This window comes from Sorangium sp. So ce185, assembly GCF_051526825.1.
GTDB lineage: Bacteria > Myxococcota_A > Polyangia > Polyangiales > Polyangiaceae > Sorangium > Sorangium cellulosum_D.
This window is the reverse complement of sequence record NZ_CP150316.1, coordinates 2,797,576-2,810,971: the sequence shown is the minus strand read 5'-3', so window position 1 is coordinate 2,810,971 and position 13,396 is coordinate 2,797,576. Positions and strand designations below refer to the sequence as shown.

Genomic DNA, 13,396 nt, shown 5'->3' with positions numbered 1-13,396 from the left:
CCGTCATCCGGCGCACGCGACGCGGCGGCGTCACTTGGCCGGCGGCGGCGCGTTGAGGCAGGCCTCGAACGCCCTGACGCTCCGCGCGTCGAACGCGCACTTGAGCGACCTCGGATCCACGTGCTTGCCGACGTTCTGCTCGCACGACTGCGCGTACTGCTCCCCGAGGGTGGCCGCGACGGCGTCGATCCTCTTCTCGGTCTCGCCCCGCTGCTCCGGCGTCAGCTTGGCGCTCAGCGCCGCGACCTGCTCCGAGCGCGTGAGCACCGTGAGCTGCTTGCCGAGCTCGACGCAGTCGCCGTGCATGAGCGCGTAGTCGTCGGGCACCGAGTCGTCGCGCCGCGGCGCCGCCGGCGCGGCGGACGGCGTCGCCGGAGCGGGCTCCGCCTCCTGCGCCTCGACGCCCAGGGCGGCCTCCGGCGCGGGCTCGGCGGCCTTCGCGGGCTCCTCCAGCCGCGCGGGCTCGGGCTGCTCGGCCGGAGGTGGCGCAGCCCCGCCGCACCCGAGCAAAGACATCGTCAGCGGACCCGTGATCAAGAAAAGAGCTCTCCCCATGCGATCAGGGTTGATCGGTTCGCGCCGTGCGTCCACGCCGCGCCGGGCGCGCTCGGCGCTGTTACGCCTGTAACGCAACTTCATCGGTCGAGCGGTCCGCCTTGCCTCGAGGGTGCACGACCCGCCTTGGCAGACTCCGTGCAGGGCGCACCGTGGCGACTGGCCGGGCTTGCCGGTGACGTCGCCTGTCCGCGCGGAGGCGAGCCATGCGGTCGCTCTGGATTGTTCTCGTCCTGGTGCTCGGCTCGGCGCTGCTCCTTCAGGTGGTGGTGGCGTCCGACAGCCGCATCCCGTACGCGCGGTTCCGCTCGCTCGCGGAGAGCGGAGAGCTCGCCGAGGTCGAGATCCGGGACGGCGTGTACATCGGGCGAGCGGCGCCCGGCCTCAGCGCGACAGCGCCGCGGAGCTACCGCACGGGGCGCATCGAGCAGACCGAGAAGGATCTGCTCGCCGCCCTCGACCGGCGCGGAATCCCGTACACGCGCGCCGCGGACGAGCGAGGGCTGCTGCCGTATCTCTGGCTGGCGCTGCCCCTGACCGCGCTGGTCGCGATGATCCACCTCGCGTCGCGCCGGTCGGCGGCGGGGAACGTCTCGGGCGCCGCGACCGCCTTCGGCAAGAACAAGGCGCGGCTCTACGAGGAGCGCGGGTCGACGGCGACGTTCCGCGACGTCGCGGGCAGCGCCGAGGCGAAGGCCGAGCTCGGCGAGATCGTCGACTTCCTCAAGGCGCCCGAGCGCTACGAGAAGCTCGGCGGCCGGATGCCCAGGGGGGTGCTCCTCGTGGGGCCGCCCGGCACGGGCAAGACGCTGCTGGCCCGGGCGATCGCGGGAGAGGCGAGCGTCCCCTTCTTCAGCGCGTGCGGGTCGGAGTTCGTGGAGATGTTCGTCGGCGTCGGCGCCGCGCGCGTGCGCGATCTCTTCTCCCAGGCGCGCGAGAAGGGGACCTGCCTCGTGTTCATCGACGAGCTCGACGCGGTCGGCAAGGCGCGCGGCATCGGCGGCTCGGTCGGCGGCCACGACGAGCGCGAGCAGACGCTCAACCAGCTCCTGACCGAGATGGACGGGTTCGACGCGCGCGCGGCCATCGTCGTGATCGCCGCGACGAACCGCCCCGAGATCCTCGATCCGGCGCTCCTCCGGGCGGGGCGGTTCGATCGCCGGGTGCACGTCGATCGGCCCGATCTCGCCGAGCGGCGCGAGATCCTCGCGGTGCACGGGAGGAAGGTGACGCTCGACGCGGACGTGGATCTCGACGCCGTGGCCGCGCAGACCGCGGGGCTCGTCGGGGCCGACCTCGCGAACATCGTCAACGAGGCGGCGCTGCTCGCGGCGCGGCGCAGGGCCACCGCGGTGGGGCAGATCGACCTGGAGGCCGCGATCGAGCGCGGGCTCGCGGGGCTCGAGCGGCGGGGCCGGCGGCTCGGCGCGCGCGAGAAGCTCGTGGTCGCCTACCACGAGGTGGGGCACGCGCTGACGGCGACGCTGCTGCCGACGCAGGACCCGGTGCGCAAGGTGTCCATCGTGCCGCGCGGGCCAGGGGCGCTCGGGTACACGATGCAGCTGCCGCGGGAGGACCGTTACCTGTGGAGCCGGCAGGAGATCCTCGACCGGCTGGTCGTGCTGCTCGGCGGGCGCGCCGCCGAGGCGGAGGCCGTCGGGGACCTGTCGACCGGCGCGCAGGACGACCTGCTCAACGCGACGGAGCTCGCGCGCCGCATGGTGCGCGAGCTCGGCATGGGCCAGGGGGTCGGGCTCTCGGCGCTGGAGCCGCGCCGGCCGCTGTCGTTCCTCGGCGAGCCGCGGGGCGCGCCCCCGTCCGGGGCGGGGCGGGAGTGCAGCGACGCGACCGCGCGCGAGATCGACGCGGAGGTCGCGCGGATCCTCTCGGACGCGGAGGCGCGGGCGCGCGCGATGATCCACGGGCGCCGCGCGACGCTCGAGCGCATCGCCGCGAGGCTCTACGAGGTCGAGACCCTGAGCGGCGATGAGCTCAGGGCGATGATGGCGCGAGGCGACGCGTGACCCGGGCGCTCAGTCGACGCTCCGCAGGGCGCGGGACAGATCGAAGCCCTCGGCGTCGTGGTGATAGACGACGCGGAGCACGCGGCCGCGGACGAGCTCCCGCGGCACCGCGCCCATCGCCCGGCTGTCGAGCGACGCGGCGCGGTTGTCGCCCATCACGAAGAGGTGGCCCGGCGGCACGACGACCGGCCCGAACGCCTCGAGATCGGGCTCGCCCGCGGCGTGCGTGACCGGGCCGAGGTGCTCGACCCGCGTGCCGTCCCCGAGCTCCTCGGTCGCCTGCGCCGCGCCATCGACGTAGAGCACGCCTCGCCGGAGCATCACCGTCTGCCCGGGGAGCGCGATCACGCGCTTGACGAGGAGGGTCGAGCCGCCGCGCGGATCCGCGAAGAGCACCACGTCGCCGGCGCTCGGCCAGCTGCGCTCGAACACGTAGCCGTCCGTGAGCGGGACGCGGAGCCCGTAGGCGACCTTGTCGACAAGGATGCGATCGCCGGGGGCGATCGTCGGCCACATCGAGCCGGTGGGCACGTGATACTGGTCCGCGAGCGTCGAGCGGCCCAGCGTGAGGACCGCGAGGACCGCGAGGACCTTGAGGAGGCTGCGACCGAGCGGCGCGACGGTCTGGTAGGCGCGCCGCGCGAACGCGCGATCGGATCGGGGCATGAACAGGCCGGCCTTGGCGGGCTCGAGGCACGCTGTCGCCGCCTCCGCCGCCGGCCCGGGGGAGCTCTGCTCGCTCATCGCTGGCGGGGCTAGCATCCGCGCTGGAGACAGGCCAGCTTCGCTGCATGCACGGCTGTACTTCGTCGACTGCATCATTCTCCCAAGCTCTGGGCCGCCTCACACTCTGCGGATCAATGTCGCTTCATCCGGTATCGACAGGCGCCGCCATGCACCTCGCCGGCTACCGCGCGCTGGGGCTCGATTTTACCTATATCCCTTTTGCGGTGACCGATGTTGAGGGAGCGACGCGCGGGATGCGGGCGCTCGGGATCCGCGGCCTCGGTGTGTCGATGCCCTACAAGCAGGCGGTAATTCCGTTGCTGGACGAGATCGACCCCATCGCCGCGCGCATCGGCGCGGTGAACACGATCGTCAACGACGGCGGGCGACTCCGGGGATACAACACCGACTGGATCGGCGCGGCGCGGGCGCTGGAGGAGGCGACGCAGCTCGGGGGCGCGCGGGTGCTGCTCCTCGGCGCGGGGGGCGCGGCGCGCGCGGTCGCGTTCGGGCTCGCGGAGCGCGGCGCCCGCGTCACGATCGCGAACCGGGATCTCGAGAAGGCGCGGCAGCTCGCGGCGGCGGTCGGCGGGACGGCGGTGCCCCTCGACGGGGGGGCGCTCACGCCCGACCACGACGTCCTCGTCAACGCGACCTCGCGCGGCATGGCCGAGGTCGACCCGCGGAGCCCCGTCCCGGAGGAGGCGTTGCGGGAGGGTCTCCTGGTGATGGATATCGTGTACAAGCCGATGATCACGGAGCTCGTGGAGGCGGCGCGGCGGCGCGGGGCCACCGCCGTTCACGGCGGGAGGATGCTCCTTCACCAGGCGGCGGAGCAGTTCCGGCTGTACACCGGGCGCGAGCCGCCGCTCGACGCCATGGACGAAGCGCTCCGCGCTCAGCTCGGCTGACGCGCGCCGCCGCGCGGGGCCGGCTCGCGCCGTCCGCGCGCCGGCGGGGACGGGCGGCGCGCGGCGAGCTCTGTTGTACGCCCCGCGCGCGGCATCCGTAGCAATGGCCAAGCGCGAGCGCCACGCGTAGGCTTCTCCCGATGATCTCGTTTGAAATACGCGCAGCCGTGACCGGCGACGAGGAGCAGCTCCTCTATGTCGCGCGCCACCTGAACTCGGTCAACCTGCCGAACAACCGTGACGCAATCCACGAGATCGTCGCCGAGAGCCACCGGAGCTTCAGCGGGGCCATCCAGGACCCGCGCCTGCGCCAATACGTCTTCGTGCTCGTCGACCTGACGAAGGGCGACAAGGGCATGATCGTCGGCACCTCGATGATCATCGCGCAGCTCGGCCGGCGCGGCGTCCCGTACATCTATTTCGACGTGCTCGACGAGGAGAAGTACTCGGCCACGATCGACAAGCATTTCCATCATACCGTGCTGCGCATCGGCTACTCGTACAATGGACCGACGGAGATCGGCGGACTCGTGCTCATGCCGGACTACCGGCAGGGGCCTGAGCGGCTCGGCACGATGATCTCGTATGTTCGCTTCCTCTACATGGCCGCGCGGCCCGACCTGTTCCAGGAGGAGATCCTCGCGGAGCTGATGCCCCCGCTCGAGCCGGATGGAACAAGCCACCTCTGGGAGGCGCTGGGGCGCAAGTTCACCGACATGAGCTATGCCGAGGCAGACCTCCTCTCCAAGAAGAACAAGGAGTTCATCAAGGGGCTCTTCCCCGAGGGGACCATCTACGCCTCGCTGCTGCCCGAGGACGCCCAGCGCGTGATCGGGAAGGTCGGGTCGCAGACCCGGGGCGTGGAGAAGCTCCTGCGCCGCATCGGCTTCCGCTACGCCCACAGGGTCGATCCGTTCGACGGCGGGCCGCACTTCACCGCCCGCATGGACGAGATCTCCCTCGTGAGCGACACCCGCCGGGCCAAGGCTGGCCGCCCGTTCGCGCCGAGCCCGTCGGACCCGAAGGGCATCGTCGCGCTCGAGCGCCCCGACGCCCCCTACTTCCGCGCGGTCGCCGCGCACTTCCGCGACGAGGGAGAGCGCGGCCTGGCGATCGCCGAGGACGCCTGGCACCACCTCGCGCTGGAGCCCCGCGCGCCGATCTGCGTCCTGCCCATGCCGTGAGCGACGCCGCCGCGCGCTCCGACCGGAACGCGCAGACCGAGCGGACCGGGCCGCCTTGCATTTCGACGATTCTGTTGCTACAGAATTAACAGAAGTTATCACGAGGGGCTCGGACGACCATGACCCTGGGATTGGACTTCGATTTCAGGCGCTGGCCCGCGCTGGAGCGGCTGGAGCGGAAGGAGCGCTGGCCCGGGGCGGCGCAGCGGGCGGAGGGCGGCGCGGAGAGCGCGCCCGCGACAGGGGGACGGCCTGGAGCGGAGCCGGCGCTCTCGGAGCGGGAGCTGCGCGTCGCCGCCGCGCTCGCCGAGGCGGCGATGCCGCCCGGCCGCTTCCTCGAGGGCGCCGGCGCGGCGACCGCCGCCCGCCTCGCGGCCTTTCTGTCGACGATCCCGCCGCACCTGGCGCAGGGGCTGCGCGCGGCGCTGTGGGCGATCGAGCTCGCGCCGGTGGCGACGCGGCTCAGGCCGCTGTCGGCGCTGCCGCTCGAGGAGCGGATGGAGGTGCTCCGCGGCTTCGAGCAGAGCCGGGCGCTGGCGCTGCGGTCGCTGCTCCGCGCCGTGCTCACGCCGCTCCGGTTCCTCCACTACGACCGGCCCGAGATGTTCGAGCACGTGGGCTGCCGCTACGAGCTGCCCACGGTGCGGGACGAGAGCCCCCGCTGGCTGTCGCAGGTGACGAACGGGCGCGAGGTCGAGGAGGACCTGGAGCTCGAGTGCGAGGTGCTCGTGATCGGCACCGGGGCCGGGGGCGCGGCCGCCGCCTACGAGCTCGCGTCGCGGGGGCACGCGGTCCTGATGCTCGAGGAGGGCGACTACCACCGCCGCTCGAGCTTCACCGGCCGGCCGGCGCGCGCGTACCGGGAGATGTACCGCGATCACGGGCTCGACATGGCGATCGGCAACGTGGGGATCCCGGTGTTCGCGGGGCGCGCCGTCGGAGGGAGCACCGTGATCAACTCCGGGACCTGCTACCGGGCGCCGGAGAGCACCTTCGCGTCGTGGCGGGACGGCATGGGGCTGCCCGCGGAGCTCTCGTCCGAGGGGCTCGCGCCCTACTACGAGCGCGTCGAGCGGATGCTCCAGGTCGCCCCGGCCGATCCGCTGCACCTCGGGGCGATCGGGCCGATCATCCGGCGCGGCGCGGAGCGGCTCGGCCTGCAGCACGGGCCGCTCCAGCGCAACGCGCCGGACTGCGACGGACAGGGGATCTGCTGCTTCGGCTGCCCGACCGGGGCCAAGCGCTCGACCGACGTGAGCTACGTGCCCGAGGCGCTGAAGCGGGGCGCGCAGCTCATCACGGCGGCGCGCGTGAGGACGATCGACGTCGTGGCGGGCCGCGCGCGCGGGGCGACGGCCGTGCTCGGCGGCGACACGAGGGCCGGCGGAGGCGGCCGCTCGGCCGGCGGCGCGAGGCGGCGGCGGCCGCGGCTCGTGGTCAAGGCGGAGGCCGTCGTGGTGGCCGGCGGCGCGCTGATGACGCCGCTCTTGCTGCGCCGGAGCGGGGCGTGCCTCTCGAGCGGCATGCTGGGGAAGAACCTGTCGATCCACCCGGCGTCGAAGGTGATGGCGCTCTTCGACGAGCGGGTCGACCAGTGGCGAGGCATCCCGCAGGGCTACCAGATCGACCACTTCGCCGACGAAGGCCTGATGTTCGAGGGCGGGTCGCTCCCGTTCGACGTCGCCGCGCTGGCCGTGCCGTGGACGGGGCGGCGCTACACCGAGCTCATGGAGCGGTACCCGCACCTCGCGACGTTCGGCTTCATGATCAAGGACACGAGCCGCGGCGAGGTGAGGCCCGGGATCGGCGGCACGCCGCTCGTGCTCTACACGATGAACCCGGAGGACGTCGCGAGGATGCAGCGCGGGATCGAGCTGCTCTGCGAGGTGTTCCTGGCCGCGGGGGCGCGGCGTGTCCTGCCGCTCGTCGCCGGCTGCGACGAGGTGAACGGCCCGGAGGACCTCGCGCGGCTCAAGGGGCGGCAGATCAAGGCCGGCGACATCGACGTGGCCGCGTTCCACCCGCTCGGGACGTGCCGCATCGGCGTCGATCCGCGGTCATCGTGCCTCGGGCCGGACCACCAGGCGCACGACGTCGCCGGGCTCTACGTGTGCGACGGGAGCGCGATCCCCTCATCGCTCGGCGTGAACCCGCAGATGACCATCATGGCCATGTCGCTGCGCGCGGCCGAGCTCCTGAGCGAGCGGCTATCCGGCTGAGCCGCCGCGGTACCCGGCGGCCGCGGCGCGCTCGCTGCCGATGCGGTCGCTCTCGATGGCCCCGTCGCGCATCGTCACCACGCGCGGCATCGACTCGGCGAAGCTGAGGTTGTGCGTCACCACGACGACCGTGGTGCCGTGCTTGCGGTTCATCTCGAAGAACAGCTGGTGGATCGAGTCGCTCGTCGCGGTGTCGAGGTTGCCGGTCGGCTCGTCGGCGAGGAGCAGCTTCGGCGACAGGACGAGCGCGCGCGCCAGGGCCACCCGCTGCTGCTCGCCGCCCGACAGCTCGCCCGGCCGGTGCGTCGCGCGCGCGGCGAGCCCCACCTCGGCGAGCAGCGCGCGCGCGAGCGGCTCCATCTCGCGGCGGGTCTTCCCCTGGATGAGGCCCGGCATCATCACGTTCTCGACCGCGTTGAACTCGGGGAGCAGGTGGTGGAACTGGAAGACGAAGCCGATCATCCGGTTCCGGATCGCCGCGAGCCGCGAGCTCGGCATGCCGGTGAGCTCGTCGCTGCCGAGGCGGATGCGGCCGCTCGTCGGGAGGTCCAGCGTGCCGATGCAGTGGAGGAACGTGCTCTTACCGGCCCCGGAGGGGCCCACGAACGCCACGACCTCGCCCTGGTTGATCACGATATCGATGCCGCAGAGCACGTGGAGCTCGCGCCCCATGTGAACGAACGTCTTGCGGAGATCTTCGACGACGACGAGCGGAGTGGACATGGAGGGGTTTACTCGTAACGGAGCCCGTCGACCGGAGAGAGCTTCGAGGCGGCGCGGGCCGGGTAGAGGGTGGCGATCGTGCAGATGAGCAGCGCCGCCACGGCGACTATCGCATAGTCGGAGCCGTTCACGTTCACGGGCAGCCGGTCGATGTAATAGACGTCCGGATCGAGCCGGACGCCGAACCAGGACAGGCCCGTGCAGACCGCCAGCGCGGTGCCGACACCGTAGACGGTGCCGATGGCGCCGATGATGACGCCCTCGAGCATGAACACGCGCATCACCGCGCTGTCCGAGGCCCCGAGCGCCTTCAGGACGGCGATCTCCTTGCCCTTCTCCGTCACCATGAGGAGCAGCGTGCAGACGATGCAGAAGCTCGCGACCGCGATGGCGATGGACAGGATGATGAACGTCGCGATCTTCTCCAGCTTGAGCGCGCTGAAGAGGCTCTTGTTGCTCTCGACCCAGTCGCGGACGCGGAGCTTTTGGGGCGGCTTGCCGCCCTCCGGCGCCTCGTCGAGCGCGGCGCTCGCGGCGACCGCCGCCTCGACGGCCGGGCGGACGTCCTGCACCCGCTCGGGATCCGGGATCCGGATGTCGATGTGGGTGATCCTGTCCTCCAGGCCGAAGAACTTCTGCGCCTCGTCCAGCAAGACGTACGCGTGCGAGACGTCGTACTCGTACATGCCGCTGTAGAAGATCGCCGCGACGCGGAACCTGCGGGAGCGCGGCATCACGCCGGTGGGGCCGAGCTCGCCCACCGGCGAGAGGAGCGTCACCTCGTCCCCGACGAGCACGTGGAGCGACTTCGCGAGCTCGCGGCCGATGACGACGCCCGGGTACACGCGCGTCTGCCGCTTCAGGTACTCGCGCACCGACGGGTCGACGTCCGACGGCTGGCGGAAATCCGGCCCCTTGAAGTACGGCTCCCCGCCCGGGCCCCGGCCGATGATCTCCTCCGGCGGCAGGCTCGTCAGCTTCTCGGGATCGCGCAGGTAGTCGAAGTTGCCGACCTCGATGTTCTTCTTGAGATCGATGACCTGCCCGATCGTGTCCGGATCGATGCCGCGGACGATGGCGCCAGCGGTGTTCGAGGCGCTGGAGCCCATCGCCTCGCCGGCCGCGACCGGCGTCGCGGCGCCCCCGTAAGGCGCGAGCGCGACGCGCACCTTGGTGAGCTTGTCGTCCCAGTCGCCGAAGCCGCCGGGGCGGGTGGCGTCGACGACCATGTGCGCGTTGTTGCCGAGGATCTTGCGCTTCAGGTCGGCGCCGAAGCCGCCCATGATGCTCGTCACTGAGCACAGCGAGCACGAGCTGACGGCGACCCCGGCCATCGACAGGACCGAGATGACCGTGAGAAAGCCGCTCTTCGAGGCGCGCACGTGGCGCGCGCCCACGTGGGGCACGAAGCTCCGGCGCTCCAGCGCGTCGAGGGCGAGCGGCAGGAGCGCCGACAGCACGAAGAACAGGAAGACCGTGCTGGAGACGAGCGCGGCGAAGCGGATGATCTGATCGGTGGGGTTGTGCGCCGCGAACCGCCCGACGGGCATCCTGGCCGTGAGCGCCGCGGTGACGCCGAACGTCACGCCCACGAGCGCGCCCCACCACCAGCCGAGCGCGCGGTAGAGCCCCTTGCGGACCAGGCGAGTCCCGGCGATCGCGTAGCCAACGCCCGCGGCGATCAGGACCCCGGCGAGGAGCCACTTCAGCGTCGGATGGAGCGGCAGGACCGCGAGCCAGACGACGGCCACCGCGAGCGCGGCCACGAGGCAGATCACGCCCAGCGCCCTGACGAACGCGCGGACCTTGGGCCCTCGCGCGCCGAACACCCGCCAGCCGAGGCCCGTCGCGGTCACGAGCAGCAAGCCGACGCCCGCCCCGGCCAGCGCGCCGAGGGCGCCGCCGATCATCTCGGGGTTGCTGGCGACGACCACGCCGACGAGCCCGAGGGCCTTCGCTCCCCCGCCGGCCGTGAGGAGCGCGAGCGCGAGCAGGCCGCCGCCCGCGAGCGCGAGCACGAGCCCGACGCGCGCGACGACGGGGCGCCGCGGCTCCAGCTCGCCCTTCTTGTCGAAGCGGGTGTAGCCGCGCCAGGCGAGCAGGAGGACACCCAGCGCGACGGCGGCGAGCAGCGCGGCCTGCAGGGGTCGGGAGAGCTCGATCACGCGTCGGTCTCGGGGCGCAGGAGGGGGAACAGGATGACGTCGCGGATGGATGTCGCGCCGGTGAGGAGCATCGTCAGGCGATCGATCCCCATGCCGAAGCCCGCCGTCGGCGGGAGGCCGTGCTCCAGGGCGCGGACGTAGTCGGCGTCGTAATCCATCGTCTCCTCCTCGCCCCGCGACTTCTTGGCGACCTGCGCGCGGAACCGCGCGTCCTGGTCCTCGGGGTCGTTGAGCTCGCTGAAGGCGTTGCAGAGCTCGCGGCCCTCGATGAAGAGCTCGAAGCGGTCGACCAGCGAGGGGTCGCTGTCCTTCTTGCGCGCGAGCGGGGAGACCTCGAAGGGATAGTCGATGATGAAGACGGGGACGCTCTTGTCGCCCGCCTCGGTGCGGTAGTCCTTCGTGAGGAACGGCTCGACCACGTACTCGTAGGCGCAGAAGACGAGCTCGCCGGGCGACTCGCACTTCTTCGCGCCCGCGCGGAAGTTCGTCCAGTCGATCTCGCGCCCGCTCGCCTTGGCGGCCTTCGCCCACTCCTTGATCGGCGCGTCGTCCGCGGCGACGCGCTGCGGGACGTCGGCCGGGAGCCCCGCCTTGGCCAGGGCGCGGGCGAGCCCCTCGGCCATGGGCACGCGCGCGAAGCGCTCGAGCGAGAACGCGCGCTGCGAGGCCCAGGCCGCGTGCTCGGCCGGGAGGCGCTCGGCGAGGCGGGCGTCGACGTGGCGGAGCATCGCCTCGGTCGCGTCCATCAGGGTCTCGTACGTCGCGTACGCCTGGTAGTACTCGAGCATCGTGAACTCGGGGTTGTGCCGCGTCGACAGCCCCTCGTTCCGGTAGCAGCGTGCGATCTCGTAGACGCGCTCGAAGCCGCCGACCACGAGCCGCTTCAGGAAGAGCTCGGGCGCGATGCGCATGAAGAGCTCGAGATCGAGCGCGTTGTGGTGGGTCTTGAACGGCTTCGCGGCCGCGCCGCCGACGAGCGTGTGCATCGTCGGGGTCTCGACCTCGAGGAAGCCCCGCGCGTCGAGGAACTCGCGCAGCGCGGCGACGATCGCGCTGCGGGCGCGGAAGACCCCCGCCACGTGCGGGTTGGCCACGAGGTCGACGTACCGCATGCGGTAGCGCGACTCGACGTCCTTGAAGCTCGTCTTGGTCGGCAGCGGGCGGTAGGCCTTCGTGAGCAGCCGGAGGCGCTCCGCGCGGATCGAGAGCTCCCCCTTCTGCGTGGCCATCGCGACGCCGTGGGCCTCGACGAAATCGCCGAGATCGATGTCCTCCAGCCGCTCGAAATCGGCCAGGCTCCCCTGCTCGCAGTAGAGCTGGAGCTCGCCGGTGCGGTCGCGCAGCCGCACGAAGGTGACGCCGCCGAACGAGCGCACGAAGAGGACCCGGCCCGCGACGCGGAACGGGGTCGGCTCGACGCGCGCCGGGTCGTAGCGATCCGCCGTCGGCGCGGCGGGCCGGTCCGGCGCCGCGCCCTCCGGCCGGGGCTCGGCCGCGGCCCGCGCCCCGTCGAAGCGGGCGCGGACGGCGGCGAGCTCGGTGAGCGGCTCGCCCGTCGTGACGTCGTTGGCGAACGGGTTCTCGCCGCGGGCGCGGAGGCGGGCCGCCTTCGCCTTGCGGGTGGCGATCAGCGTCTCCTCGGCGCGCGCGGCCTCGGCGGCCTCCTTCGCTAGCCGCTCGCTCTTCTTGTCGTTCGGTCGGTCTTTTTGCTGGCTCACGGAGCGTCGTCCTCCGCGACCGAGCCGCCCTTCCTGAGCGAGCCGCCGGCCGCGGCGAGCAGATAGGCCTCGATGAAGCCCTCGAGATCGCCGTCGAGGACGGCGTCCACGTCGGTGGCCTCGGTGGAGGTGCGGACGTCCTTGACGAGCCGGTAGGGCGCGAGGACGTAGTTCCTGATCTGGCTGCCGAAGTTGATGGCGCTCTTCGCGGCGTTGTAGGCCTGGACCTCGGCCTCCCGCTTCTGGAGCTCCATCTCGTACAGCTTCGCCTTGAGGACCTTCATCGCCATCGCGCGGTTCTGGTGCTGGCTGCGCTCGGCGCGGCACACGATGTTGAGGCCGGTCGGGAGGTGGCGCAGGCGAACGGCGGTCTCCACCTTATTCACGTTCTGCCCGCCCTTGCCGCCGGCGCGCATCGTCGTGATCTCGATGTCCTTCTCGTTGACCTGGATGTTGATCTCGTCGTCGCTGTCCGGGGTGATCTCGACGGCGGCGAACGCGGTCTGGCGCGTGTGATCCGCGTTGAACGGGCTCATCCGCACCAGGCGATGGACCCCTGCCTCGGAGCGCAGGTACCCGTAGGCGGCGTCGCCGGTCACCGTGAAGGTCACGGCGTCGATGCCGGCCTCGTCGCCGTCCTGGTAGTCGATGATCTCCGTCTTGTAGCCCCGGCGCTCGCAGAAGCGCAGGTACATGCGGAGGAGCATGGACGCCCAGTCCTTCGCGTCGGTGCCGCCGGCGCCCGGGTGGATGCTGACGATGGCGTTCCCGCGGTCGGCGGGGCCGGACAGCATGCGATCGAGCTCGGCCTTGCGCAGGCGCGCGGCGATGGCGTCGGCCTGCGCGTCGGCGTCGGCGATGACGCCCTCGTCGCCCTCGGCGGCGCCGAGCTCGAGGTACTCCGCAAGATCCTCGATCTCGCGGCCGAGCTTCTGCGCCATCTCGAGCTTCGCCTCGACCTGGGCGCGCTTGCGGAGGACGGCTTGGGCTTTTTCCTGATCGTTCCAGAACCCGGACGACAGCGTCGTCTGGGTCAGGTCCTGGAGCATCCGTTCGAGCTTAGGGACGTCAAAGATGCCCCCTTAGCGCCTCAAAGCGCCGTTTGATGTCCAGGACTTTCTCGCGGGTCTCGGAGAGCATGGCCGGGGATCTATTCGATCTGGGCGGCGAT

10 protein-coding genes are annotated in these 13,396 nt (G+C 71.9%); 4 read left to right on the top strand and 6 right to left on the bottom strand.

Annotated elements, in window-relative coordinates:
- Positions 1–30 precede the first annotated feature (30 nt).
- Positions 31–555 (bottom strand): hypothetical protein, encoded by a 525-nt coding sequence (locus tag WMF26_RS10400; RefSeq protein WP_438000197.1) that lies wholly within the window; start codon positions 553–555, stop codon positions 31–33.
- Between the two features lie 206 nt (positions 556–761).
- Between WMF26_RS10400 and ftsH the strand changes: the two genes are divergently transcribed.
- A complete protein-coding gene (gene ftsH / locus WMF26_RS10395; RefSeq protein WP_438000196.1) occupies positions 762–2,579 on the top strand; it encodes an ATP-dependent zinc metalloprotease FtsH in 1,818 nt (605 codons plus the stop codon).
- Between the two features lie 9 nt (positions 2,580–2,588).
- On the opposite strand, the gene lepB is transcribed toward ftsH, so the two are convergent.
- Complete coding sequence (gene lepB, locus WMF26_RS10390; RefSeq protein WP_437945951.1) at positions 2,589–3,323, bottom strand: signal peptidase I; 735 nt, start codon at positions 3,321–3,323, stop codon at positions 2,589–2,591.
- Between the two features lie 47 nt (positions 3,324–3,370).
- Here lepB and WMF26_RS10385 point away from each other — a divergent pair, with 47 nt between their 5' ends.
- The 3 genes from WMF26_RS10385 (at position 3,371) to WMF26_RS10375 (ending at position 7,619) form a co-directional block, all read left to right on the top strand.
- Entirely contained in the window at positions 3,371–4,216 is an 846-nt protein-coding gene (locus WMF26_RS10385) for a shikimate dehydrogenase (RefSeq protein ID WP_437939912.1), read from the top strand.
- A 140-nt stretch (positions 4,217–4,356) separates the two neighbouring features.
- On the top strand, positions 4,357–5,400 hold the full coding sequence (locus tag WMF26_RS10380; RefSeq protein ID WP_061627586.1) for an arginine N-succinyltransferase: 1,044 nt from the start codon (positions 4,357–4,359) through the stop codon (positions 5,398–5,400).
- Between the two features lie 119 nt (positions 5,401–5,519).
- Entirely contained in the window at positions 5,520–7,619 is a 2,100-nt protein-coding gene (locus WMF26_RS10375; protein ID WP_438000195.1) for an FAD-dependent oxidoreductase, read from the top strand.
- On the opposite strand, the gene WMF26_RS10370 is transcribed toward WMF26_RS10375, so the two are convergent.
- From WMF26_RS10370 to prfB, 4 genes are all read right to left on the bottom strand, one after another.
- A complete protein-coding gene (locus WMF26_RS10370; RefSeq protein WP_129574106.1) occupies positions 7,608–8,342 on the bottom strand; it encodes an ABC transporter ATP-binding protein in 735 nt (244 codons plus the stop codon). The two genes, WMF26_RS10375 and WMF26_RS10370, sit on opposite strands and share 12 nt — an antisense overlap.
- An 8-nt stretch (positions 8,343–8,350) precedes the next feature.
- Positions 8,351–10,507 carry an FtsX-like permease family protein gene (locus tag WMF26_RS10365; RefSeq protein WP_438000194.1) on the bottom strand — a complete coding sequence of 719 codons (2,157 nt, stop codon included), beginning with the start codon at positions 10,505–10,507 and terminating at the stop codon, positions 8,351–8,353.
- A complete protein-coding gene (gene lysS, locus WMF26_RS10360) occupies positions 10,504–12,225 on the bottom strand; it encodes a lysine--tRNA ligase (protein WP_438000193.1) in 1,722 nt (573 codons plus the stop codon). Before lysS ends, WMF26_RS10365 begins: the two co-directional genes overlap by 4 nt.
- Positions 12,222–13,365, bottom strand: a protein-coding gene (gene prfB / locus WMF26_RS10355) for a peptide chain release factor 2 (RefSeq protein WP_187345900.1) whose coding sequence is annotated in 2 segments (ribosomal slippage) — positions 12,222–13,295 and positions 13,297–13,365 — 1,143 coding nt in all. Because the reading frame shifts where the segments join, the coding sequence is not laid out codon by codon here. The genes lysS and prfB overlap by 4 nt, the downstream gene beginning before the upstream one ends.
- Positions 13,366–13,396 lie beyond the last annotated feature (31 nt).